The organism is Falsigemmobacter intermedius (assembly GCF_004054105.1).
In the GTDB taxonomy this organism is placed as follows: Bacteria; Pseudomonadota; Alphaproteobacteria; order Rhodobacterales; family Rhodobacteraceae; genus Wagnerdoeblera; species Wagnerdoeblera intermedia.
The window spans coordinates 123,501-144,985 of the sequence record NZ_SBLC01000007.1 but is presented as its reverse complement, the minus strand read 5'-3'; the positions used below and the strand labels follow the sequence as shown (position 1 = coordinate 144,985).

Here is a 21,485-nt window from a genome sequence, read left to right as displayed (position 1 = left end):
GGGAATAGGTTACGTGTCTGTCACCATTATTCGTGCCGTCTGTGCTCTGAGCGCCGCGGCTTTTCTCGCTGCCTGTGGTGCGCCGCCGGCTTCCGTCACGCCCCAGGAGGTGCCGGGCTACGGTGCCATCGAGGATGGCGGTTTCACCATTCCGGCCGTTCCCGCGCGTTATGTTCCGCCGGAAAACCGCCGCACCACGGTCGCCTATAACGGGAGTGAGAAACCCGGGACCATCGTTGTCGATCCACATGTGAAATATCTCTATCACGTGCGCGCTGACGGGTCGGCAGACCGCTACCGCATCGCGGTGGGCGATGAGGGGCGCGGGCTGAAGGCCACGACCTACGTCGGCCGCAAGGCCCATTGGCCGCGCTGGACGCCGACCAAAAACATGATCCGCACCATGCCCGAGCTTTACGCCGATAAAGCTGCCGGGATGGAGTCTGGTCCGCTGAACCCGCTGGGCGCACGGGCGCTTTACCTTTACCGCAGCGGGCGCGATACCATGTTCCGTATCCACGGAACCGGGGATTTCACCTCGATCGGTCGGGCCACCTCTGCGGGCTGCATCCGGCTTTATAACCAGGATATCCTGGCGCTTTATGAAGCGGTGGACAGCGGCGCGACGGTGAAGATCCGCTCGGTGGCTGAATCCCGCGCGCTTGAGGGGGATGCGGCGGTGGATGCGGCCCTGGCTGCGGATGCCGAATGGCTGGCCGGCGCGGAAGAGCGCCAGCAGGCGCAGCTTCTGGTTGCGGCTGAAATCGAACGGACCACTGAAACGCTGGACTAAGCGCCTCAGCGGCTCTGACTTTGGCGGCACCGGATCGCTCCGGTGTCGCTTTCTTTTACGACCAAGGAACCTGTCATGTCTGACACTCTGCCCCCCTGTCCCGAGTGCAAATCGGTCTATTGTTATGAAAGCGAAGCGGGTCTGACCTGCCCGGAGTGCGGCCATGAATGGACCCCCGGCGGCGTGGAAGCCGGCGCCCTGGGCGAGATCCGCGATTCCGTGGGCAACATCCTGCAGGACGGCGACACCGTGACGGTGATCAAAACCCTGAAGGTGAAGGGCTCCAGCAATATGGTGAAGGTCGGCACCAAGGTGCGCGGCATCCGCCTGGTGCACGGCGATCACGACATCGACTGCAAGATCCCGGGCTTCGGCCAGATGGGGCTGAAGTCCGAGTTCGTGCGTAAAGTTCAGGAGTGAACGGGGCGTGATCAGACTTTGATCACATAGTCCTTGAGCGTGGTCTCAAGAACTTCCCAGACGCCCGAATAGCCGGGCCGGATCAGCCAGCTGTCTCCGGCCCGAAGCTCGACCCGGCTGCCGTCATCGCCGGTGAGGACCGAATGGCCCTCATGGACGCGGATATATTCCCATTCCTCATAATTTACCCGCCAGGCACCGGGCGTGGACTGCCAGAGCCCGGCATAAAGCCCCTCAGCCTCATCAAGGTTCCAGGTGGTGTGCACCGGATCCCCCGAAACCAGCTTCTCCGGCTCAGGGCGGGTGACTTCCGGCTCAATGCCGTCGCGGGTCAATTTTTCAATAAGCATTTCTGAACTTTCCATGAAAAAGCCGGGGTCTCCCCCGGCTTTGAGAACTTTGCGAAGATCACTCCCAGGACAGCGCACCGATATCGATGATCGGGGCCGGAGAATTCGGCCAGAGGCCCTTCAGCCCCGCCTTTGCCACACCGGCCTTCGCCAGCTGGAAGAGGTATACGTTGACGTAATCATCCGCGATCATCTTCTGCGCCGACTGCAGCAGTTCAGTGCGTTTCGCGTCATCCGCGGTTACCGCCAGCTCATCGAGGATCGCCACAAACTCGGGCTTGCCGTAGCCGAAGTAGTAATCCGGGCGGGCGTAGATATTGATATCCATCGGCTCGACGTGAGAAATGATCGTCAGATCAAAGTCTTTGCCCTTAAAGACCTGTTCCAGCCACTGCGCCCATTCCAGATTCGAGATTTCCGTCTCAATCCCCACATTGCGCAGTTGCGCAGCGATGATTTCGCCACCGCGACGGGCATACATCGGCGGCGGCAGCGCCAGGCGCAGCTTCAGGTTTTCAACGCCTGCCTCTTTCAGCAGCGCTTTGGCCTTCTCCGGATCAAAGGCCGACTGCGCGGTCAGATCCACATAGGCCGGATGGTGCGGCGCAAAATGGGTACCGATCGGCGTGCCAAGGCCGAACATCGCGCCATCGATGATCTCCTGGCGGTTTACGGCATGGGCAATGGCCTCGCGGACCTTCACATTGTCGAGCGGCGCTTTCTGGTTGTTCAGCCCCAGAATCGTCTCACCCTCGGTGGTGCCTTTCAGCACCTGAAAGCGCGAATCGCCCTCAAACTGCGCCAGAGTTTCCGGTGCCGGGAAGATCGGGAAAACATCGACGTCTTCCGCCATCATCGCGTTCAGCGCGGCAGTCGGATCGGCGATGATCTTGAAGGTCGCCTTTTCAATCGCCGGTTTTGCGCCCCAATAGTCCGGGTTTGCCACCAGATCGATACGGTCGCCTTTGACCCATTCGCCCAGCTTATAGGGACCGGTGCCGACGGGCTTCGTGGCGTTATCTGCCACCGATTCCGGGGCCATCATCACCGCATCGCCCCAGGCCATATTGAAGGCGAAGTTCGCATCCGGCGCTTTAAGCGTGATCTTCACGGTTTTCGCATCAACCACTTCCACGGTCTCAATACCGTTGAAGAGCTGCTTCTGCGCATTGGTGGAGCCCTCAGCCGTGGTGCGCTCCAGCGTGAATTTCACGTCTTCCGCATCAAAATCTGAGCCGTCGTGGAATTTCACACCTTCATTCAGATGGAAGATCCAGACCTTGCCGTTTTCCTCAATATCCCAGGATTTCGCCAGCGCCGGCAGGATGGAGCCGTCGGGACCAAAGCGGGTCAGACCCTCATAGATATTGACCTGCGTCACCTCACGGATGGCCGCAGCCGCCCCGCTGGTCGGATCCAGGGTCGGCGGCTCCAGCGCAATGCCGATAATCACACTGTCATTCGCGGCCAGCGCCGGCGCTGCCACCAGCGCCAGGGCGGCCACGGAAAGCTTCAGACGGTTGAACATCTATCCTCCTCACGGGCCTCTCCGGGGCCCTTTAGTCTGTGTCGCGGCGAAATCGCCGCCCCGGCATCGTTACAAAAGCAGTTCCTGCAGCGTCAGTGCCATGACTTTGGCGCTGTCGATCATATCCTCAACACCCACCCATTCATCGGGCTGATGCGCCAGATCCAGCACCCCCGGCCCATAGGCGATGCAGTTCTTCAGCTTGCCGATGCGGTCGATGTGCTTTTGATCGTAAGTCCCGGGCGAGACAACATATTCCGCATGGGTTCCCAGCACTTTCGCAATCGCGCCGGCCACCGTCTTCACCACCGGGGCATCGGTATCGGTCATCGAGGGCTGCACCTCAAAGAGATCGCGGACCTCATACTGAAAGTTCGGGCGTTTTTCCTTCACCCGCTCCAGCAGCCCGGTGATCTCGCCCTTCACCTCTTTGATGTCCTCTTCAATGAGGAAGCGCCGGTCGATGATCATCCGGCAGCGGTCCGCCACACAGGGGGCAGGCAGGCCGGTATAGCCCGGCTCCGGCTCCGGCTCACCGCCATGGATCGAGTTGATATTCATCGTCGACTGCCGCGCCCCCAAAGGGATCACCGGCATCTCGGTGTGTTTGGTGGTCAGATGCGGATAAAGCTGATGCTCCATCTCTTCGAGCACCGCACCCATGTGCCGGATCGCGCTGTCGCCAAGGAAGGGCATAGAGCCATGGGCGATCCGCCCTTTGGTCTCGATCTCCGCCCACCAGACGCCGCGATGGCCCAGACAGATGCGGTCTTTGTGCAAAGGCTCCGGGATGATGACATGCTGAACGCGCTCAGGGCTGAAGTAACCCTTCTCCGCCATATAGGCCACGCCGCCAAAGCCGCCCGATTCCTCATCGGCGGTGGCTGAGATCTCAATCGCGCCCTTAAACTCAGGGCAGGCCGCGATAAAAGCCTCCGCCGCGATGATCGAGGCCGCAAGCCCGCCCTTCATATCGCAGGCGCCGCGCCCGTAGATTTTGCCGTCTTCCAATTCGCCCCCGAAGGGGTCTTTCGTCCAGCCGTGGCCCACTTCGACCACATCATGGTGGCTGTTGAAATGCACGCAGTCGCCCGGCAATCCGCCCTCATAGCGGGCCAGCAGGTTCCAGCGCGGATAGGTCTCGCTGTCCCCTGGCGCGCCGAGCGCGCGGATAAATTCGACCTTCCAGCCCTTCGGCTCCAGCCGCGCAGCCAGATAGTCGCAGATATCTCGGTAATTGCGCCCCGGCGGGTTCAGCGTCGGGATGCGGATAAGGCCCTGGGTCAGCGCGATCAGATCGTCACGGCGCGCGGTAATCTCGGAAAGGATGCGTGTCTCGGTCATAATGTCGCAACGATGCGCGAGGTGATTTTGCAAGGCAAGCCTTCTCTCAGGGAAGCCTGCCGAAAGCCGTGGCGTGCAGGGGGGCGGGCGGTCTATGCTGCACAAAGGCTCGTTTCGCTAAGGACCCCCCATGGCCCCCGCAGGTTCCTCCCTGGGATCACTTCTCGCCATCGCCATGCCGCTGATGATGATCCTCACCGCCTTCCGCGCCCTGATTGAGGCTGCGCGCAGAAAAGGCGGCAGGGTCACCACGCCGGCCCTCGTGCTGGTCTTTCTCGGCGCACTCAGTTCGGCCATGGCCTTCTGGTGGAACGACAGGGTCCTCAGCAAACCCGCCAGCTTCGACGCCTGGGGCGGTGGCCTGCTGCCCTGGCTGGCGCTTGATTATCTGCTCTGGCTGCTGCTCTGGTCGGCGCTTGCGGCAGCCACAATCCGCCTGGCCCGCCGCAAGGGGGAAGTGCCATGATCGGCCTCCTGCGCCTCGCGGTTTTTCTTCTGGTTATCCTCAGCATCACCTATGTCCTCGTCGCCCTCTACGCCCGCTCTCTGGTACGGGAGCGGCTGGAAAGACGCTGGGAAGCCAAACCCCACGCCGGACGGCGCGAAGACTTCATCGCCGCAGGCCTCAGGCTTTACGATAAATCCGCCCGTCGCCGGCTTCTCATGGCGATCTGGATCGTGCCACCGGTCACAATTGCTGTATTGGTGTGGTTAACAAATTTTAACTGAAAGGATCTGCCGATGCGTTGGTTTCTGCGCGGCCTGCTGCTGGTCGTCATTCTGCTGATCGGCTCAGTGCTTCACTACAATCTGCCGCAGACCGATGTGGTCCGCATTGTCGGCGCGGGCACCAAGCGCATCGACTTCGGGGAAAATTCCTTCTTCTGGTCCGCCCCCGAAAGCGGCATGGCCAGCGAGGGCATGACCCGCGATGTCTTCTTCATTGAGACCATCCGCCCCAACGGCAAACCCATGGTCTACCGCAATGAAGACACCGCCTGGGGCTGGCCGCCCTATTTCAAATTCAACAGCTTCGATCTTCAGGCGCTGTCCTCCTCGATGAACTCCACCGCCGAGAACCCGAAATGGGTCGCCGTCAAACACTACGGCTGGCGCAATGAGTTCTTCTCCATCTTCCCCAATGCCATCTCGATCCGCCCGGTCGCAGGCCCGGATGTCTCGATCTTCCCCTGGGCCGCAATCTCGATCCTGATCGCACTGGCGCTTCTGCTCATCCTGATCTGGCGCATGTTCGCGCGCTTCCGCGAGCGCGTGATCGACCCGATGAGCGACCGCGTCACCGACCGCATTGATGAAATCGACGCCCGCGCCGATGCCGCCCGCGCCCGCGCCCGCGCCGGGTCCCGCTGGCAGCGCTTCAAAGCCCGCTTCAAAAACTAGAACGCCCGATCCTCTCGGGGCCGGGCGTCTCAGCTTTGGCTTTTGAAAAATACTCCCGCCGGAGGCCGCCGCGAAGCGGCCCCCTTCAGACCCGGCTCTCAGCCTTCAGCCGCGCGCCGGAACCAGGCGCGGATCGCTGCACGCTCTTCCTCTTCCATGAACGACAGATTGGCCGGGGGCATGGCATGGCTCATCCCCGCCTGCAGCCAGACCTCACGGGCATGATGGGCAACCCGCTCAGGGGTGTCGAGATGCACGTCTTTCGGCGCCCACATCAGACCCTCAAAGGCAGGCTCGGCGGTGTGGCACATCGCGCAGCGGCCCATGACGATCTCTGCCACCTGGTCAAAACCCTCGACTTCGGCAAAGCGCGCGGCAGCGGGCGACAGCGCCGCCTCTTCCTGCGTGCGGAAGGGCACCGAGGACAGCCACATGATCAGCACGAAAATCACCGCCGTCGCGCCCCAGGTCCAGATCGGATTGCCGGTGCGGGCATGGTTTGAGTTGAAGTAATGCCGGATCGTGACGCCCATCAGGAAGACAAGGCTTGCGATGATCCAGTTATACTCGCTCGCAAAGGCCAGCGGGTAGTGGTTCGAGAGCATCAAAAACAGCACCGGCAGCGTCAGATAGTTGTTATGCGTCGAGCGCTGCTTGGCAATCTTGCCGTATTTCGGGTCGGGTTTACGCCCGGCAATCAGATCCGCCACCACGATTTTCTGGTTCGGAATGATCACCATAAAGACGTTGGCCGACATGATGGTGGCCGTGAAAGCCCCCAGATGCAGCAGCGCTGCCCGTCCCGAAAAGACGCTGGTGTAGAAATAAGCCATGCCCACCAGCACGAAGAACAGCGCCACCATCACAACGGTCTGGTTTGCGTTCACGAAGGTCTTGCAGAGCTGGTTATAAGCCAGCCAGCCAAAGACCAGCGAACCCATTGAGATCAGGATCGCCCCCCAGACCGGAATATCCAGCACATTGGGATCAACCAGATAGAAATTCGCGCCGAGGTAATAGACCAGCACCAGAAGCGCAAAGCCCGACATCCAGGTCGCATAGCTTTCCCACTTAAACCAGGTCAGATGCTCGGGCATCGAGGCGGGGGCGACCAGATATTTGCGGATGTGATAAAAACCCCCGCCATGAACCTGCCATTCCTCGCCGTGCGCCCCTTCCGGCAGATCGGGCGCTTTGCGCAGCCCCAGATCCAGCGCAATGAAATAAAAGCTTGAGCCGATCCAGGCGATTGCCGTGATCACATGCAGCCAGCGCACTGCAAATTCCGCCCAGGCGCCAAAAACCATCAGATCATACATGGCCGTTCCTCTTCGCTACGCTGCCGATGGTATACGGTTGCACACCCTTTCGTTACCTTGGATAATCGCAAGGCAGTTTCAAAAAATCACCGAAAAACGCCGGTCGCACCGGGGGGGCCTGCCGATGTCTTATGTCAGCACCATCCGCATGTTCGTGCGTGTCTATGAATTGGGCAGCATGTCGGCTGCAGCACGCGACCAGCGCACCTCTCCGGCGGTGGCATCAGCCCGGATTTCAGAGCTGGAAAAGCATCTCGGGGTGCGGCTCTTCAACCGCACCACCCGGATGCTGCAGCCGACGGGCAATGGCCGCATTTTCTATGACGGCGCCCGCCGCATCCTGGAGGCGATTGAAGAGGCAGAGGCTGCGGTCACCGATGCGGGGGCCAATCCGCGCGGCACCCTGTTCATCGCGGCCCCGCTCGGCGTCGGGCGGCGGCTGATCGCGCCGCTGGTGCCACATTTCAAGGATGAATGGCCGCAGATCGACGTGCGCCTGCGCCTCTCAGACCGGGGTATTGATGTCACGGCAGAGGGGCTCGATCTCGCCTTTCATCTGGGCATCCCGCAGGATTCGGACCTGAAACTGCGGGTGCTGGCCGATTGCCCGCGCATTCTTTGCGCAGCACCCGCCTATATCGCCAAACGCGGCCTGCCGGAGAGCGGCGCGGATCTGATCGCTCAGAGCCATGACTGTCTGAACCTGCGCTACCCCGGCGCGCGGGAGTTTCAATGGACGCTGGTCACGCCTGAGGGCCCGCAGCGCTTTGAGGTCTCGGGGCCGTTTGAATCCGATGATGGCGATGTGCTGACCGGCTGGGCGCTTGATGGACGGGGTGTGGTGATGAAGCCGATCTTTGAGGTGGCCGACCACCTGCGCGCAGGCACGCTGGTCCCGGTGGCGCGGCAAACCCCGCCGCTGCCGGTTCAGCTCTCCGTCCTGATGCCGCATCGCAAGCTTCAGGACCCGAAAACGCGATTGTTCATTGATTACGTGGCGGCCCGGATGAAAGCTGTTCTGAGTGATCCCCTGGAAGGTCTGAACCTCAGATGAAAGCGCTCGCCCTTCTGCTGCTGCTCTGGCCCGCTCTGGCCCAGGCGCTGCCGGAAGGGGCATTTCATTGCCTTTGGGACGAGGGTGACACCCGGCGCAAGATCCTGCTGACCCTGGACCGGGACGGCAGTTTCCTTCTGCAAAGCCCGCGTGGCGCGCTTTTGGGCGCAGGCAGGGCCGAAAGCCGCAAAGACGGCGTGATCTTTCTTTATGCCTCCGCCAGCACGTTCCCCGCAGGACCGGGGATCACTTTCGCCTTTCGGCTGCGCGAAAAAGACGGAGGTCTGATCCCGGCAGAGGGGCAGGGGCTGAGCTGCAAAGCTGCCCCTGAGAGGTGAAACGGCTGCGGTTTCCCGCAGCCGCTTAAATCTTACAGCGCGTCGAGCGCGGCTTTGAAATCTGCGATCAGATCGTCTTTGTCTTCCAGGCCGATCGAGATGCGCAGCAGGCCCGGGGTGATCCCCAGAAGCGCCTTCTGATCTTCCGGCAGACGCTGGTGCGTGGTGGTCGCCGGATGGGTTGCGATGGATTTCGCATCGCCGAGGTTGTTCGAGATCTTGGCGATGGTCAGCGCGTTCAGCACCTTGAAGGCCGCATCCTTGCCGCCCTTCACGTCGATCGCGATCAGCGTGCCGCCCGAGCCGTTCATCTGTTCCATCGACAGCGCATGCTGCGCATGGCTCTCCAGACCCGGATAGATCAGACGCTCAACATTCGGGTGGTTCTCCAGCGCACGGGCAATCGCCAGCGCCGAATCGGCCATGGCCCGGCAGCGCAGATCCAGGGTCACCAGACCGCCGATCATCAGCCAGGCAGTATGCGGGCTCATCGCCGCTCCGGCATGCTTCATATAGGGCTCAATTTTGCCCCGGATGATCTCGCTGGTGGAGCAGATGATGCCGCCAAGCGCACGGCCCTGGCCGTCGATATGTTTGGTGGTCGAATAGACGACGATATCCGCGCCCTGGGCGACGGCATCCGAAAAGACCGGGGTCGCGAAGACGTTGTCGACCACGACCAGCGCACCTTTGGCATGGGCGATCTCAGCCACGGCGCGGATGTCGATCACTTCCAGCGTCGGGTTCGAGACGGATTCGAAGAAGACGAGCTTTGTCTCTTCCGTCACGGCCTCGCGCCATGCGTTCAGATCGGTGCCATCGACATAGGTGACCTTCACGCCGTAGCGACCCAGCACATCCGACATCAGATAGATACAGGAGCCAAAAAGCGCCCGCGCCGCAACGATGTGATCCCCGGCTTTCAGCAGCGAGGTCAGCACACCATTGACCGCCGCCATGCCCGAGGCACAGGCAAAAGCGTCTTCGGTGCCTTCAAGCGCTGCGACGCGCTCTTCAAAGGTGCGGGTGGTGGGGTTGCCGTAGCGGGCGTAGATAAACTCGTTCGGATCCGAGTTGATGAAGCGGGCCTCTGCCTGTTCGGCGCTGTCATAGACAAAGCCCTGGGTCAGGAAGATGGCTTCCGACATTTCGTTAAATTGGCTGCGACGAACGCCCTCGTGAACGAGTTTCGTGCGCGTTTTCCAGTCGGTGCTCATAAGGTATCCCCTTCGACACAAGCCTCCGGAAGATGAGGGGGCCGGGTCGGGGACAGGATCTGTCCGGGGCCGTGGCTCCTCTTTAGCGGTTTATTTAACGTGGCCCGCAATCCGGAAACAAAGCGCCACGACCCGCGCTTACGCCCCTTGTATCGGAAGGTCAAGCGGGGGCGGAAGCCCGGCCCCCGCCCGGGCAGGCTCAGCGGCCTCTGAGCATGTTTTGCAGCATGGCCAGCACATCTTCGCTGCTTTTCGGGGCTTCCGCCTGGGGCGGGGTGCGGCCGCCGGGGGTCAGCATATTGACCAGACCGGGCAGAACAGAGGCGAGAAGATCCGGGGTTTCCTGCGGCGTTGCCCCCGATTTCTGAGCGATGCGCTCAATGCCCTGTTCGCCGAAGACTTCGCGGATCTGATCGGCATTGACCTCTTTGCTCTCGCCCTCGCCGACCCAGCTCTGGGCGACATCGCCAAGGCCGTGCTGTTTGAATTTATCGATCATGCCCGTCAGGCCGCCGTGTTTATTGGCGCTGGTGAACATTGCGGCGGCCACCGCCAGAAGCTGCGGATTGCGCATGGCGACGCGGGCAATATTGGCCAGCGTGCCGCCTTTGGATGCGCCGCCCGCCCCGCCGCCGGTCAGGGCCGTGACCAGAGAATTGAGTATCGACATTTGACGTCCTTTCCTTCTGACTGACGCCGGAACTGCGGGGGGAAAGCCCGCGAGGCCCTGCCGGGTTCCCCGGCGCGGCATAAATCAGGAGGTCCCATGGCTCAGCCCATCGAAGTTTTTTACTGGCCCACGCCCAATGGCTGGAAAATCTCCATCGCCCTCGAAGAGATGGGGCTGCCCTATAAGCTGCACTACATCAACATCGGCGCAGGCGAACAGTTCGCGCCTGAGTTTCTGGCCATCGCGCCGAACAACCGCATGCCTGCGATCACCGACCCTGATGGCCCTGACGGCCAGCCGATCAGCATCTTTGAAAGCGGCGCGATCCTGCAGTATCTCGCACGCAAGACCGGCACATTCGGCGGCTCCAACGCCCGCGAACAGGCGGCGGTAGAGCAGTGGCTGATGTGGCAGATGGGCGGCCTTGGTCCCATGGCAGGCCAGGCGCATCACTTCCTGACCTATGCGCCGCAGCTCGATCCGCCTCAGGTGCTGCCCTATGCGCAGGATCGCTACCGCAGCGAGGTGAACCGCCTGCATGGCGTGCTCGACCGTCAGCTTGCAAAACATGAGTTTGTGGCGGGCGATTTCCTCTCGATTGCCGATATGGCGATCTGGCCCTGGGCGATCCTCTGGGAGCGGCAGGAACAGGATATCTCCGACAAACCACATTTGAAGCGCTGGCTTGATGCCCTCGCCGCGCGGCCCGGCTTTGCGACGGGGCGGGATGTGGGGGCTGAAAAGCGCTCCAACGCGCCGATGAGCAAAGAGGCGCAGAAGGCGCTGTTCGGCAAGCGCGACTAAGCGCTGAGACCTGCCAGCAAAATCAGCCCCTGGCCCGCGAAATAAAGCGGCCAGAGGGTGAGAGAGGCGATCTGCCGCGCGCGCGGCGCTGTCAGTCGAAACAGCCGCAGCGCCAGGATCACATCTGAGGCGACAAAGAGCAAAACCCCCGCCCTGAGAAGCTCCCGGGCCTCACCGGGCGGGACCATCAGGGCCGCAAGCCCCATCAGAGAGATGATCGCCGCATAGCAGGTGACGGCCAGCCGCAGCGCCCCCGCATGGGGCCAAAGCCAGTAAAACGTGCTCAGAAACAGCGGCAGGAGCGCCAGGGCCCAAAGGGGCGGCGCCATGGGGGCACCGAAACCGCTCAGAAAGCCCGGAATATAAAGCAGATGCCCGATGGCAAAGGCGACCAGCCCTGCCAGAAAAGCGCGCTGCCCCTTTTGCGCCAGGGCAAAATCGCCCAAAGCGCCAAAGGCCAGACCCGCCGTTATCAGCGGATTTATCCCCGCCACCAGGCCCGCCAGCGCCAGACAGGCCGTCGCGGCGGTCTTGGCTACGACCAGCGCCAGCCCCTTTCCCCCTCAGCGCCCCGGCCTTTCAGCCAGTAAACCAGCGCAAAACCGGTCCCCAGGGCGCCCAGGGTGGCAATCACTGCCCCGGATCTTTCGGCAGTTTATGGCGCGCGATCAGCCCGCTCTGCGACATGATAAAGACAAAGAGCGCGAGCGGCAGAGCAAAGGTCTTAAAGCTGACCCAGGTATCGGTCGACATCGTCCGCCAGACCACCTCATTGAGCACCGCGAGAGCAAAGAAGAAGCCGCACATCCGCTTCGTCATCGCCATCCAGCCCTCATGGGTCATGGGAACCATGCCTTCCATGACGGCCGCCAGCCAGGATTCACCGCGCAGAAGACCGATCCCCAGCAGCGCCGCGAAAAGCGCATAGATGATCGTCGGCTTCATCTTGAAAAAGGTGTCATCATTCAGCCAGACCGTCAGCCCGCCAAAGACCACCACCAGAATGGTCGACATCAGCTGCATCCGGCTCAGATGCCCGGTCAGCTTCCACAACAGAAGGGTGGAGAGCACCATGATCGGGATAAAGCCCGCAGTGATAACGATGAAGCCCGAATAATCGGTGCCCCCGAAGGTGAAAACCTCATCTTTCCAGCGGCTGTAGGCGATGAAGAACAAGACCACCGGACCCAGCTCCAGCCCCAGTTTGACAAGCGGGCTGACCGCGCGTTTCTCCGACATTATTTCTCGCATCCTTCAGGAACTCAGATCTGACCGGGTTTTTCGCAGCCCGCCCCGGGCGGCACAAGCGCCAGGCCATCACTTTCACGCAAAGATAACCTTCTGCCCGGGCCTCTGTCACGGGTCTGCTTTGGGGCAGAACCCGTCACGAGGCTGTGGCGAAGAGTTTGACCCCGATCGCGCCAAGCGCAATGAGACCCATCAGCGCAATCTGCTGCGGGCGTGAACGCTCCCCAAGGATCAGCCAGCCCAGCAGCGCCGCAAAGACCGTCGCCGTTTCGCGCACCACCGCAGCTTCGGCCAGATTGCCGATCCGCGTCGCAATGAGAATTGAGCCAAAGCTGATCCAGGCCGTTACCCCGCCCGCAATGGCCCGCAGGACCATGGGCCGCAGATCGGCGCGGGGCAGGGCGCGAAAACGATGCCGCGCCAGAAACGGCATGAGCAGACTGTCGAGCAGGAAAAACCAGGCGATGAAGCTGAAAGGCTCCGGCCCCGAGGCGCGCAGCCCCCAGGCATCAAAGCTGGTGTAAAGCGCAACCAGCGCCCCTGTCAGACCGGCAAAGGCCAGCGCCGGGGCCAGGGTCTCCCGGCTCATCGTCACATAGCGCAGGTTCCAGAGCGCCAGCCCGCCGATCCCGGTGATCAGCAGCGCCAGCCCCGCCCATTGCCAGCCCGCCAGCGTCTCGCCAAAGAGCACCCAGGCCAGCGCGATCGAGACCAGCGCCCCGGTGCCACGGCTGGTGGGATAAACCACCGTAAAAGCCCCGCGGGAAAACGCCGCCCCCTGCGCCAGTTTAAACAGGCTGTGCAGCAGAAAAGAGCCGATCAGAAAGGGCCAGAGATGCGCGGCCGGAAACGGCGCCACAAAGATCACCAGCGGCAGCGCGATCAGCCCATAGGTCAGATCCATCCCGCCGCGCATCAGCCAGGGATCAAAGCGGCCCTTTTGCAAAGCACTCATCACTGCATGACAAAAGGCCGCCAGCAGCGCCAGCCAGAGCGCGATCTGCCGCCCCTCGGCGGTGCCCTCCAGCGAAAGGATCAGCTCAGTCACAGGCCTCGTCCCTTCGCATCAGCGCAGCCGGTCTTTGGCTTTTTCCAAATACTCTGCGGGGGTCCGGGGGCGCAAAGCCCCCGGCGCTGTCAGCCCGGACAGCGCCTGCCCCTCCGATCAGTCCGACGCCCCCACAAGGGCGCGGGCAAATTCTTCCGGATCAAAGGGGGCCAGATCGTCGATCTGCTCGCCCACGCCGATTGCATGGATCGGCAGGCCGAATTTATCGGCCAGCGCCACCAGCACCCCCCCGCGCGCCGTGCCGTCAAGCTTTGTCATCACAAGGCCGGTCACATCGGCGATCTTACGGAAAACCTCAACCTGCGCCAACGCGTTCTGACCGGTGGTGGCATCCAGGACCAGCAGAGTGTTATGCGGCGCATCCGGATCGACCTTGCGCAACACGCGCACAATTTTGGCCAGTTCCTCCATCAGATCCTGACGGTTCTGCAGCCGGCCCGCGGTGTCGATCAGCAAAAGATCCGCCCCGTCGCGCTGCGCCTGGGTCAGCGCATCAAAGGCCAGGGAGGCCGGGTCCGAACCCTGCGCCGCCGTCAGCACCGGCACATCGGCGCGGCGGCCCCAGACCTGCAGCTGCTCCACAGCAGCGGCCCGGAAGGTGTCACCAGCGGCAATCACCACCTTTTTGCCCGCCGCGCGGAACTGCGAGGCGAGTTTTCCGATGGTCGTCGTCTTGCCGGAGCCATTGACCCCCACAACCAGCACCACCTGCGGGCGCTTGGGATAGATCGGCAGCGGTCTCGCTACAGGCTCCAGGATGCGGGCGACTTCACCGGCCAGCGCCTCGCGCAGCTCGCGCGCGCTGATGCGGCGGCCAAAGCGGCCCTCGGCGATATTGGCGGTGACGCGGGCTGCGGTTTCCACACCCATATCGGCGCGGATCAGCAGATCCTCCAGCGTCTCCAGCATCTCATCATCGACCAGACGGCGCTGCTCGGTCTCAGGGATCACGGCACCGGTCAGCCGCGCGAAAAAGCCGGGTCGGGCGGCGGGCTGTTCGGGTTCTGCCTCCGGCTCCGGCCCGCGGGCGGGCTCAGGGGACGATGCGGGGTCCGTCCGCGCAGCGGGGGCCTCGGGGGCAGAAGCGGCAGGTGCGGCGGCAGGGGGCGCCGCAGGCGGCTCTGCACCGGTATCGGCATCTGCGGCCGTGCTGCTCTGGTCGGCGACAATCTCATCCAGCCCGTCCGAGAGGCGGGAGGAAGATTTGAACAGACGCTCCTTGAGCTTTCCGAAAAATGACATGGCCGGCCCCTCAGTCGTGATGGCTTTCCCTCTGCTAGCGCAAGGCCGGGGCGGTGGAAAGCGGCGCAGACAATGCAGGAGGTGGAAAAACACCCCGCTCCGGCCTATATGGCGCAGGTTCGGCCCCTTTTGGCTGCCTCTGGATCTGATTTTTGCATGCCCCCCGCTTTTGAGTACATCGACCCCAACCTTCCCGCCCCTTTGCGTGCGGCGCTGGCGCAGGCGCTGAGCGCGCCGCCGCAGCGCGTGCAGCGGGTCGAGGGCGGCGGCGAAGCGCTCTGGCTGAAGCAAAAGGAAGACAGCCTCTCGCTGTGGTGGCGGCTTTTGAAAGGCAACAGCCGTCGCGCCTTTGAGGCCGACCGCCTGGCGCTGAAAGATCTTGCCAAACAGGACCTTCCGGTTCCGGCGATCCGTGCCGAAGGGCGGGATTTCTTCGCCACCACCGAAATCGGCACGCCGGTTGCGCATTTCCTGCGCGGCTCGCAAAGCGCGGCAGAGCTCGCCCCCGCGCTTGAGGCCGCGGGCCGCGCTCTCGGGGCCTTTCACAGCGCGGGGGTGGTCCATGGCCGCCCGAAGCTGCGCGATATCTGCTGGGATGGTCATCAGGCGCGGCTTATCGACTTTGAGCGCTACCGCCGGGGCGAGAGCAGCCGGAAACTGATGGCGCAGGATATGCTGGTACTGCTGCATTCGCTGTTCTCGCTGCGGCCAGACGGCGCGGAAGAGGCGGGCATCGTGCTGAAAGCCTGGCTGGCAACTGCGCCTGAAGGGCTGTCGGGGGCACTCGTGCAGCGTGCAAAGGCACTGGCCTGGCTGCGCCCGGCCTCGCGGCTGGCGCTGAAGCGGCGCGCGGGGTCGAGCGAGATGATCGCCATGCCGATCACCCTCGACTGGATTCTCGAAACTTTGCGCTGAGGCAGTCAGGGTGTAACCTTTTCGCAGGAACTGACTGCGAGACTGACGGTTCTGCCTCAGGACGGGACCGTCAGAAAGTGAATGCCGTGACTGACTTTGCCGGAACTGCTGCCACGCGCCGGGCGCTGTCTTTGTTTTCAGCGATGACGCTGGCGCCGGTGGCGCTGTTTCTGTTCGGGGCGGCCTGTGGCGGCTGGGCTGCGCCACTTTCGTTGATCTTTATTGCGGTTATGGTCGCCGCGCTGGACCGCTTTGCCGCGCTGGCCGCCCCCCTGGTGCCTGAGGCAGAGGAGTTTCCGGCGGCGCAGGCCCTCTGCGTTGTGCTGGCGGTGCTGCATCTTCTGCTGCTGCCCTGGCTGATCTGGCGGCTGTCTCAGCCCGATCCGTCCCTGAGCACAGGCGCGCGGCTGGCGCTGTTTGCGGGCTTTGCGCTCTGGCTGGGGCAGGTGTCCAATTCCAATGCGCATGAACTGATCCACCGCGACAGCCGCTTTCTGCGTGGTCTTGGTGTTCTTCTATATTCAACAATAGGTTACGGACATCATGCCTCGGCGCACCGACTGGTACATCACCGCTATGTGGCCAGTGACAGCGACCCCAATACCGCCCGGCGGGGGGAGGGGTTCTGGCGCTATCTGCTGCGGGTCTGGCCTGCGGAATATCGCGCCGGCCGCGCCGCAGAGGCGGCTTTGCGGGCGGGGGCGTCTTCGCCCTATCGGATCTATGCGGCGATCACACTGGCCACGGCGGCGCTGTCCCTGGCGCTCGGCGGTGCGCGGGGCGTGCTGATCTGGGCGGGGCTGGCGGCTTATGCCCAGGTGCAACTGCTGTTGTCGGACTATGTGCAGCATTACGGGCTGCGTCGCGCGCGGCAGCCCGACGGGCGGCTGGAGCCGATCGGCCCGCAGCATTCCTGGGATGCACCGGCCTGGGCCTCCTCGGCGCTGATGCTGAATGCGCCGCGTCATGCCGATCACCATGCCAATCCGCGCCGCGCCTATCCCGGTCTTCTGCTCCCGGAGGGCGGGTTGCGGCTGCCCTACAGCCTTCCGGTGATGGCCGTCCTCGCGCTGATGCCGCCGCTGTGGTTTCGGGTGATGCACAGACATCTGCCGCGCTGAAATGTGACTGGCCGCAGGCGGTGGCGATCTGCCACTCTGCTTCCTGTGAGGGTGGAGGTTGTTATGCGTGCATCCCTGTTTCTGGTTCTTCTCATGGCCTCCCCCGCAGATGCGCTGGACGGGGCGGGCTTTGAAGCCTCAGTGACCGGGCAGACCCTGCGGTGGCAGAGCCACGGCACCCCCTATGGAGCCGAGCAATATCTGCGGGATCGCCGGGTCATCTGGCAGTCTGAAGGCGGCGCCTGCCACTATGGCACCTGGACTGAGCCTGAGCCGGGCCGGATCTGCTTTCTCTATGAGCACCGCGATGCGCCACAATGCTGGCGCTTTGAGGTCGCGGCATCCGGCCTTTCGGCGCAGTTTCTGGGCCTCGGCCAGACCCGCTCACTCACCGAAGCCTCGCGCAGTGCCGCACCCTTGAACTGCCCGGAATTGGGCCTTGGCGTTTAACCCCTGCGGCGCAGCGCACCTGACGCCAGAAGCACCGCAAAAAGAACAGCTGCCACCGCCACGATCGAAGGGCCGGCCGTTGTATCCTTTTGAAACGAAAGGAAAAGACCACCAAGGGCGGCCAATGCGCCCAGCCCTGCCGCCGTCGCGGCCATGCTCTCAGGCGTGCGGGTCACGATCCGCGCGGCGGCCGCCGGGATTATCAGCATCGCCGCAATCAGCAACGCCCCGATCACCTTCAGAGAGACCGCAACCGTCAGCGCCAGAGCCAGCGTCAGGATCAGCCGCTCGCGCCCCGGATGCAGACCTGACGACTGCGCCAGATCCTCATTCAGCGTGCAGGTCAAAAGCGCCTGCCAACGCCAGGCCAGCAGCGCCACAACCACCGCAGCACCGCCCCAGATCACCCAAAGATCGGCGCGGCTGACCGCGAGGATATCGCCGAAAAGCCAGCTCTCCAGCCCCATCCGCGCCCCCGGGATCTGCGAGGCGGCAACCAGCCCGAAGGCCAGCGCCGAATGCGCAATCACACCCAGCAGCGTATCCATGGCCCAGCCGCGCCCGGCCAGGGCCGAAACGGTCCCCGCCATAGCCAGCGCCACGATCGCCGTTCCCGCCAGCACCGGCAGGTTCAGCGCAAGCGCCAGTGCCACACCAAGGATAGCGGCGTGAGAAGTCGCATCCCCAAAATAAGCCATCCGTCGCCAGATCACGAAAGAGCCCAAAGGCCCGGCAGCCAGGGCCACGCCCACTCCGGCAAGACCCGCGCGGATCAGAAATTCATCAGGCATTATGGGCATGTCCGTGGTTGCAGCCGGGTCCGTGGTGATGGGTGGCGGGCAGATGCAGGCCGGGGGCCTGGTCGTGGCTGTGATCATGCCCGTGGTCATGTTCATGGCGGTAAAGCGCCAGCGCCCCCTGGGTGCCAAGCCCGAAGAGCGCGCGATATTCCGGCGCATTTGACACCACCCGCGGCGTCCCCTCGCAGCAGACATGGCCATTCAGGCAGACCACCCGGTCAGAGGCGGCCATCACCACATGCAGATCATGGCTGACCATCAGCACTGCCGCGCCGGTCTCTTCGCGGATCTCGGCGATCAGGCGGTAAAAGGCCGCCTCTCCCGGCTGATCCAGGCCCTGGGTTGCCTCATCCAGCACCAGAAGCTGTGGTTTGGCCAGCAGCGCCCGGGCCAGAAGGACGCGCTGCAGCTGCCCGCCTGAAAGCGCCGACATCTGCCGCTGCGCGAAGGCCGAATCGACGCCGGTGCGGCTGAGGGCGGCAAAAGCCTCAGCATCGCTGACCCGTTTGGGCAGCGAGAGGAAGCGGCGCACCGTCATCGGCAGATTGTGGTCAACCGCCAGTTTCTGCGGCACATAGCCGATCACCAGCCCCGGCGCGCGACGCACCTCGCCCGAAGACGGTGGCAAAATTCCCAGAAGCGCACGCATCAGCGTCGATTTACCTGAGCCGTTCGGCCCCAGCACGGTGACAATCTCACCGGCTTTGATATGAAAATCGACCGCCGCGAGCTGTGTTTCGCTGCCGCGCCGGATGGTCAGCCCCTTTGCCTCAACGAGCATCATCGCCCTCGCTGCAATCGGGGCAAAGCCCGGTGGCCTCCAGGCTCATGCCTTCAACCTTGAAGCCAAAGGCGGACGCCGTGGCGATCAGCGCCGCGCGGATCTCATCGGCGGGGGCCTCGGCGATGCGTTTGCACAGATGGCAGATCAGGAAGGCGGGTTCATGATCTTCCGCCGGATGCATACAGGCGGCAAAGGCGTTCAGCCGCTGGACGCGGTGCGCAAGCCCCTGTTCCACAAGGAATTCCAGGGCGCGGTAGACCACGGGAGGCTGACGGCCAAAGCCCTCTGTGGCCAGCCGGTCCAGCACCTCATAGGCCCCCATGGCGCGATGTTCCTCCAGCAGGATCTCCAGCGTGCGCCGGCGCACCGGGGTCAGCCGCACGCCTGCCTCGCGGGCACGAAGTTCCGCCTGCTCGAGGACCGCACCGGTGCAGTGGTGGTGTTCGTGGTGATGAAAGGCCGTGGGATGCATCCGAATTTCACCGCTTGACATGTTATATTATCACATACAGAAACTGTCGCCCGAAGGAAAGCCCGCAAAGGAGCCCGTGATGCTGAAATTCTTAAGCACTTCGGCGGTCGTCTCGCTGATGCCGCTGATGCTGCAGGCGGCAGAGCTGCGCATCGTGACGGATCTGCCCCCGGTGCACGCGCTGGTCTCGCTGGTCGCCGGAGAGCGGGCAGAGCCGGTGCTGCTGATGGATGAAGCGGGGGATGGGCATAACTTTGCTCTTCGCCCCAGCCAGGCTTCGGCCCTGGCGCGGGCAGATCTGGTGATCTGGACGGGGCCGGATATGGCGCCCTGGATGGCGCGCGCGCTGGAAGGCGGCGGTCCGTCTGCTCTGCCGCTGCTGCAGGCCCCGGGCACCCGACTGCGGGCCTGGGCAGAAGCCGCTGGCGGTCACGGGCATGACCATGACCATGAATATCACGATCACGGGGATCACGACCACGCCGGTCACGACCATGACGCCCATGGTCACGAAGGGCATGACCATGAAGCCAGGGACCATGATAACCACCACGATCATGAGGGGCATGACCACGCCCATGGCGCGAATGATCCGCATGCCTGGCTGGAGCCGGCCAATGCGCTCTACTGGCTCACCCTGATCGCGCGTCATCTCTCTGAGGCAGATCCCGATCATGCCGGCGATTATGAGGCCAATGCCAAAGCCGCCGCCGCATCACTGCGGGCGCTCGACGGTGAATTGCGCGACCTGCTGGCCCCGGTGAAGGATTGTCCCTTCGTCTTGGGCCATGACGCCTATGGCTATTTCACGGAACATTACGGGCTGCATGCTGCGGGAACCGTGGCGGGGGGCGATGCGGCGGGGCCCGGGGCGCAGCATCTGAGCGCATTGCGCGCGCGCCTCAGTGAAGAGAAGGTGGTCTGCGCCTTCCCGGAGGTGGGCCAGTCTGAGCGGCTTCTTGACACCGTGCTTGAGGGGAGTTCGGTAAAAAAGGGCGCGGCGCTGGATCCGTCAGGCTCATCACTGCCGAAAGGGCCGGGGCTTTATGCGGCGCTGATGCGGGATCTGGCAGTAAAGATCAGCGACTGCCTGAAATAACCAATCTGCTGTTTCTGAATGAAAAACACCGGCAGGCCAGAGGCGCTGCCGGTGTTTCTTTTACAAAGCCCGATGCGATCAGGCGGCGAGGCCGCGCGCGCCCATGCCGAGGAACTTCTCACGACGCGCCTTGACCAGAGCCTCGGGCGATTTGCCGTTCAGATCTTTCAGCATTGCGGCAATGGCATCGCCCACGGCCGCAATGGTGCTTTCGCGGTCGCGCTGTGCGCCACCCAGCGGCTCGCGGATGATCTTGTCGATCACGCCGAGTTTCAGCAGATCCTGCGCGGTCAGGCGCAGCGCTTCGGCGGCGTCGCGGGCGCGGTCGGCGTCTTTCCACAGGATCGAGGCGCAGCCTTCCGGCGTGATGACCGAATAAACCGAATGCTCCAGCATGGCGACTTTATTGGCGGTGGCAAAAGCCACGGCGCCGCCCGAGCCGCCTTCACCGATGATGACCGAGATCAGCGGCACGCCGATCTGCAGGCATTTCTCAGTCGAGCGCGCAATGGCTTCGGACTGGCCGCGCTCTTCCGCGCCTTTGCCGGGATAGGCACCGGGGGTGTCGACCAGAGTGATGACCGGCAGGCCAAAGCGGGCCGCCATTTCCATCAGGCGGACGGCTTTGCGGTAGCCTTCCGGGCGGGCCATGCCGAAGTTGCGCTCAATGCGCGACTTGGTGTCATGGCCTTTTTCCTGGCCGATCACCACGACCGGCTGGTCGTTAAACCGCGCCAGACCGCCCATGACGGCATGGTCGTCAGCGAAGTTACGATCGCCCGCAAGCGGGGTGTATTCAGTGAAGAGCGTGTCGATGTAATCTTTACAATGCGGCCGGTCAGGGTGACGGGCCACCTGGCATTTGCGCCAGGCCGACAGGTCTTTATAGAGGTCTTTCAGCAGCGCTTCGGCCTTGCGGTCAAGCGCATCGGCTTCTTTGCTGACGTCAGCCTCTGAATTCGCCCGTGCCATGGCACGCAGCTCTTCCGCCTTGCCTTCGATTTCAGCGAGGGGTTTTTCGAATTCGAGATATTGCATCAACTACGG

26 protein-coding genes and 1 riboswitch are annotated in these 21,485 nt (G+C 63.1%); of the genes, 12 read left to right on the top strand and 14 right to left on the bottom strand.

What is annotated here, in order from left to right; translation table 11 throughout:
• The first annotated feature begins 13 nt into the window (after window positions 1–13).
• On the top strand, window positions 14–793 hold the full coding sequence (locus EP867_RS07005) for a L,D-transpeptidase (RefSeq protein ID WP_128487548.1): 780 nt from the start codon (window positions 14–16) through the stop codon (window positions 791–793).
• 75 nt (window positions 794–868) lie between these two features.
• Entirely contained in the window at window positions 869–1,213 is a 345-nt protein-coding gene (locus EP867_RS07000) for a zinc ribbon domain-containing protein YjdM (RefSeq protein WP_128487546.1), read from the top strand.
• 11 nt (window positions 1,214–1,224) lie between these two features.
• Here EP867_RS07000 and EP867_RS06995 read toward each other — a convergent pair whose 3' ends face one another.
• From EP867_RS06995 to EP867_RS06985, 3 genes are all read right to left on the bottom strand, one after another.
• The gene (locus tag EP867_RS06995; RefSeq protein ID WP_206616312.1) at window positions 1,225–1,563 is read right to left on the bottom strand and encodes a cupin domain-containing protein; all 339 of its coding nucleotides are present in this window, start codon (window positions 1,561–1,563) and stop codon (window positions 1,225–1,227) included.
• A 58-nt stretch (window positions 1,564–1,621) separates the two neighbouring features.
• A complete protein-coding gene (locus EP867_RS06990) occupies window positions 1,622–3,091 on the bottom strand; it encodes an ABC transporter substrate-binding protein (RefSeq protein WP_128487542.1) in 1,470 nt (489 codons plus the stop codon).
• Between the two features lie 69 nt (window positions 3,092–3,160).
• The gene (locus EP867_RS06985; RefSeq protein WP_128487617.1) at window positions 3,161–4,435 is read right to left on the bottom strand and encodes an acetylornithine deacetylase/succinyl-diaminopimelate desuccinylase family protein; all 1,275 of its coding nucleotides are present in this window, start codon (window positions 4,433–4,435) and stop codon (window positions 3,161–3,163) included.
• 130 nt (window positions 4,436–4,565) lie between these two features.
• Here EP867_RS06985 and EP867_RS06980 point away from each other — a divergent pair, with 130 nt between their 5' ends.
• The 3 genes from EP867_RS06980 to EP867_RS06970 are packed head-to-tail and all read left to right on the top strand — an operon-like array spanning window position 4,566 to window position 5,836.
• Window positions 4,566–4,901: a hypothetical protein gene (locus tag EP867_RS06980; RefSeq protein WP_128487531.1), complete on the top strand. Its 336-nt coding sequence runs from the start codon at window positions 4,566–4,568 to the stop codon at window positions 4,899–4,901.
• The gene (locus EP867_RS06975) at window positions 4,898–5,164 is read left to right on the top strand and encodes a hypothetical protein (protein ID WP_128487529.1); all 267 of its coding nucleotides are present in this window, start codon (window positions 4,898–4,900) and stop codon (window positions 5,162–5,164) included. Before EP867_RS06980 ends, EP867_RS06975 begins: the two co-directional genes overlap by 4 nt.
• Window positions 5,165–5,176: 12 nt before the next feature.
• Entirely contained in the window at window positions 5,177–5,836 is a 660-nt protein-coding gene (locus EP867_RS06970) for a DUF1523 family protein (RefSeq protein ID WP_128487527.1), read from the top strand.
• A 98-nt stretch (window positions 5,837–5,934) separates the two neighbouring features.
• Here the strand turns inward: EP867_RS06970 and EP867_RS06965 are convergent, their stop codons facing one another.
• The gene (locus EP867_RS06965) at window positions 5,935–7,155 is read right to left on the bottom strand and encodes a urate hydroxylase PuuD (RefSeq protein ID WP_128487525.1); all 1,221 of its coding nucleotides are present in this window, start codon (window positions 7,153–7,155) and stop codon (window positions 5,935–5,937) included.
• Window positions 7,156–7,279: 124 nt separating this feature from the next.
• Here EP867_RS06965 and EP867_RS06960 point away from each other — a divergent pair, with 124 nt between their 5' ends.
• A complete protein-coding gene (locus EP867_RS06960; RefSeq protein ID WP_128487523.1) occupies window positions 7,280–8,209 on the top strand; it encodes a LysR family transcriptional regulator in 930 nt (309 codons plus the stop codon).
• Window positions 8,206–8,547 carry a hypothetical protein gene (locus EP867_RS06955; protein ID WP_128487521.1) on the top strand — a complete coding sequence of 114 codons (342 nt, stop codon included), beginning with the start codon at window positions 8,206–8,208 and terminating at the stop codon, window positions 8,545–8,547. Before EP867_RS06960 ends, EP867_RS06955 begins: the two co-directional genes overlap by 4 nt.
• A gap of 32 nt (window positions 8,548–8,579) precedes the next feature.
• Here the strand turns inward: EP867_RS06955 and metZ are convergent, their stop codons facing one another.
• Complete coding sequence (gene metZ, locus EP867_RS06950) at window positions 8,580–9,764, bottom strand: O-succinylhomoserine sulfhydrylase (protein ID WP_128487519.1); 1,185 nt, start codon at window positions 9,762–9,764, stop codon at window positions 8,580–8,582.
• A gap of 59 nt (window positions 9,765–9,823) precedes the next feature.
• A riboswitch (SAM riboswitch) is annotated at window positions 9,824–9,903 on the bottom strand.
• Between the two features lie 60 nt (window positions 9,904–9,963).
• On the bottom strand, window positions 9,964–10,515 hold the full coding sequence (locus tag EP867_RS06945; protein ID WP_128487517.1) for a YidB family protein: 552 nt from the start codon (window positions 10,513–10,515) through the stop codon (window positions 9,964–9,966).
• A gap of 15 nt (window positions 10,516–10,530) precedes the next feature.
• Here EP867_RS06945 and EP867_RS06940 point away from each other — a divergent pair, with 15 nt between their 5' ends.
• The gene (locus tag EP867_RS06940; RefSeq protein WP_128487515.1) at window positions 10,531–11,238 is read left to right on the top strand and encodes a glutathione S-transferase N-terminal domain-containing protein; all 708 of its coding nucleotides are present in this window, start codon (window positions 10,531–10,533) and stop codon (window positions 11,236–11,238) included.
• Here EP867_RS06940 and EP867_RS06935 read toward each other — a convergent pair.
• From EP867_RS06935 to ftsY, 4 genes are all read right to left on the bottom strand, one after another.
• Window positions 11,235–11,783: a lysoplasmalogenase gene (locus EP867_RS06935; RefSeq protein ID WP_277749358.1), complete on the bottom strand. Its 549-nt coding sequence runs from the start codon at window positions 11,781–11,783 to the stop codon at window positions 11,235–11,237. The two genes, EP867_RS06940 and EP867_RS06935, sit on opposite strands and share 4 nt — an antisense overlap.
• An 85-nt stretch (window positions 11,784–11,868) precedes the next feature.
• Window positions 11,869–12,477, bottom strand: a complete 609-nt coding sequence (locus EP867_RS06930) for an inner membrane-spanning protein YciB (RefSeq protein WP_128487510.1) — start codon at window positions 12,475–12,477, stop codon at window positions 11,869–11,871.
• A 145-nt stretch (window positions 12,478–12,622) separates the two neighbouring features.
• Window positions 12,623–13,534, bottom strand: coding sequence for an EamA family transporter (locus EP867_RS06925; RefSeq protein ID WP_128487508.1), 912 nt, complete (start codon window positions 13,532–13,534; stop codon window positions 12,623–12,625).
• Window positions 13,535–13,651: 117 nt separating this feature from the next.
• Window positions 13,652–14,797: a signal recognition particle-docking protein FtsY gene (gene ftsY / locus EP867_RS06920; RefSeq protein WP_128487506.1), complete on the bottom strand. Its 1,146-nt coding sequence runs from the start codon at window positions 14,795–14,797 to the stop codon at window positions 13,652–13,654.
• 156 nt (window positions 14,798–14,953) lie between these two features.
• Between ftsY and EP867_RS06915 the strand changes: the two genes are divergently transcribed.
• The 3 genes from EP867_RS06915 to EP867_RS06905 all read left to right on the top strand — a co-directional run bounded on the left by EP867_RS06915 (window position 14,954) and on the right by EP867_RS06905 (window position 17,283).
• Window positions 14,954–15,712 (top strand): BUD32 family EKC/KEOPS complex subunit, encoded by a 759-nt coding sequence (locus EP867_RS06915; protein WP_128487504.1) that lies wholly within the window; start codon window positions 14,954–14,956, stop codon window positions 15,710–15,712.
• An 86-nt stretch (window positions 15,713–15,798) separates the two neighbouring features.
• The gene (locus EP867_RS06910) at window positions 15,799–16,833 is read left to right on the top strand and encodes an alkane 1-monooxygenase (RefSeq protein ID WP_241656847.1); all 1,035 of its coding nucleotides are present in this window, start codon (window positions 15,799–15,801) and stop codon (window positions 16,831–16,833) included.
• A gap of 63 nt (window positions 16,834–16,896) precedes the next feature.
• Entirely contained in the window at window positions 16,897–17,283 is a 387-nt protein-coding gene (locus EP867_RS06905) for a hypothetical protein (RefSeq protein WP_128487502.1), read from the top strand.
• Here EP867_RS06905 and EP867_RS06900 read toward each other — a convergent pair.
• From EP867_RS06900 to EP867_RS06890, 3 genes are read right to left on the bottom strand one after another with little or no spacing between them, the layout of a single operon-like run.
• Window positions 17,280–18,074, bottom strand: coding sequence for an iron chelate uptake ABC transporter family permease subunit (locus EP867_RS06900; RefSeq protein WP_128487500.1), 795 nt, complete (start codon window positions 18,072–18,074; stop codon window positions 17,280–17,282). The genes EP867_RS06905 and EP867_RS06900 overlap by 4 nt on opposite strands.
• Window positions 18,067–18,867, bottom strand: coding sequence for a metal ABC transporter ATP-binding protein (locus EP867_RS06895; RefSeq protein ID WP_128487498.1), 801 nt, complete (start codon window positions 18,865–18,867; stop codon window positions 18,067–18,069). The genes EP867_RS06900 and EP867_RS06895 overlap by 8 nt, the downstream gene beginning before the upstream one ends.
• A complete protein-coding gene (locus EP867_RS06890; RefSeq protein ID WP_241656846.1) occupies window positions 18,854–19,360 on the bottom strand; it encodes a Fur family transcriptional regulator in 507 nt (168 codons plus the stop codon). The genes EP867_RS06895 and EP867_RS06890 overlap by 14 nt, the downstream gene beginning before the upstream one ends.
• Before the next feature lie 58 nt (window positions 19,361–19,418).
• Here EP867_RS06890 and EP867_RS06885 point away from each other — a divergent pair, with 58 nt between their 5' ends.
• Window positions 19,419–20,438 carry a zinc ABC transporter substrate-binding protein gene (locus tag EP867_RS06885; protein ID WP_164888785.1) on the top strand — a complete coding sequence of 340 codons (1,020 nt, stop codon included), beginning with the start codon at window positions 19,419–19,421 and terminating at the stop codon, window positions 20,436–20,438.
• Window positions 20,439–20,516: 78 nt separating this feature from the next.
• On the opposite strand, the gene EP867_RS06880 is transcribed toward EP867_RS06885, so the two are convergent.
• Window positions 20,517–21,476, bottom strand: coding sequence for an acetyl-CoA carboxylase carboxyltransferase subunit alpha (locus EP867_RS06880; protein ID WP_128487494.1), 960 nt, complete (start codon window positions 21,474–21,476; stop codon window positions 20,517–20,519).
• Between the last annotated feature and the right edge of the window lie 9 nt (window positions 21,477–21,485).

What these genes read in the sequence shown, in the direction of transcription:
- EP867_RS07000 (WP_128487546.1), top strand. Translation starts at nt 869, where the DNA reads ATGTCTGACACTCTGCCCCCCTGTCCCGAGTGCAAATCGGTCTATTGT.
- EP867_RS06995 (WP_206616312.1), bottom strand. Translation starts at nt 1,563, where the DNA reads ATGCTTATTGAAAAATTGACCCGCGACGGCATTGAGCCGGAAGTCACC.
- EP867_RS06990 (WP_128487542.1), bottom strand. Translation starts at nt 3,091, where the DNA reads ATGTTCAACCGTCTGAAGCTTTCCGTGGCCGCCCTGGCGCTGGTGGCA.
- EP867_RS06985 (WP_128487617.1), bottom strand. Translation starts at nt 4,435, where the DNA reads ATGACCGAGACACGCATCCTTTCCGAGATTACCGCGCGCCGTGACGAT.
- EP867_RS06980 (WP_128487531.1), top strand. Translation starts at nt 4,566, where the DNA reads ATGGCCCCCGCAGGTTCCTCCCTGGGATCACTTCTCGCCATCGCCATG.
- EP867_RS06975 (WP_128487529.1), top strand. Translation starts at nt 4,898, where the DNA reads ATGATCGGCCTCCTGCGCCTCGCGGTTTTTCTTCTGGTTATCCTCAGC.
- EP867_RS06970 (WP_128487527.1), top strand. Translation starts at nt 5,177, where the DNA reads ATGCGTTGGTTTCTGCGCGGCCTGCTGCTGGTCGTCATTCTGCTGATC.
- EP867_RS06965 (WP_128487525.1), bottom strand. Translation starts at nt 7,155, where the DNA reads ATGTATGATCTGATGGTTTTTGGCGCCTGGGCGGAATTTGCAGTGCGC.
- EP867_RS06960 (WP_128487523.1), top strand. Translation starts at nt 7,280, where the DNA reads ATGTCTTATGTCAGCACCATCCGCATGTTCGTGCGTGTCTATGAATTG.
- EP867_RS06955 (WP_128487521.1), top strand. Translation starts at nt 8,206, where the DNA reads ATGAAAGCGCTCGCCCTTCTGCTGCTGCTCTGGCCCGCTCTGGCCCAG.
- metZ (WP_128487519.1), bottom strand. Translation starts at nt 9,764, where the DNA reads ATGAGCACCGACTGGAAAACGCGCACGAAACTCGTTCACGAGGGCGTT.
- EP867_RS06945 (WP_128487517.1), bottom strand. Translation starts at nt 10,515, where the DNA reads ATGCCGCGCCGGGGAACCCGGCAGGGCCTCGCGGGCTTTCCCCCCGCA.
- EP867_RS06940 (WP_128487515.1), top strand. Translation starts at nt 10,531, where the DNA reads ATGGCTCAGCCCATCGAAGTTTTTTACTGGCCCACGCCCAATGGCTGG.
- EP867_RS06930 (WP_128487510.1), bottom strand. Translation starts at nt 12,477, where the DNA reads ATGTCGGAGAAACGCGCGGTCAGCCCGCTTGTCAAACTGGGGCTGGAG.
- ftsY (WP_128487506.1), bottom strand. Translation starts at nt 14,797, where the DNA reads ATGTCATTTTTCGGAAAGCTCAAGGAGCGTCTGTTCAAATCTTCCTCC.
- EP867_RS06915 (WP_128487504.1), top strand. Translation starts at nt 14,954, where the DNA reads ATGCCCCCCGCTTTTGAGTACATCGACCCCAACCTTCCCGCCCCTTTG.
- EP867_RS06905 (WP_128487502.1), top strand. Translation starts at nt 16,897, where the DNA reads ATGCGTGCATCCCTGTTTCTGGTTCTTCTCATGGCCTCCCCCGCAGAT.
- EP867_RS06900 (WP_128487500.1), bottom strand. Translation starts at nt 18,074, where the DNA reads ATGCCTGATGAATTTCTGATCCGCGCGGGTCTTGCCGGAGTGGGCGTG.
- EP867_RS06895 (WP_128487498.1), bottom strand. Translation starts at nt 18,867, where the DNA reads ATGATGCTCGTTGAGGCAAAGGGGCTGACCATCCGGCGCGGCAGCGAA.
- EP867_RS06890 (WP_241656846.1), bottom strand. Translation starts at nt 19,360, where the DNA reads ATGTCAAGCGGTGAAATTCGGATGCATCCCACGGCCTTTCATCACCAC.
- EP867_RS06885 (WP_164888785.1), top strand. Translation starts at nt 19,419, where the DNA reads ATGCTGAAATTCTTAAGCACTTCGGCGGTCGTCTCGCTGATGCCGCTG.
- EP867_RS06880 (WP_128487494.1), bottom strand. Translation starts at nt 21,476, where the DNA reads ATGCAATATCTCGAATTCGAAAAACCCCTCGCTGAAATCGAAGGCAAG.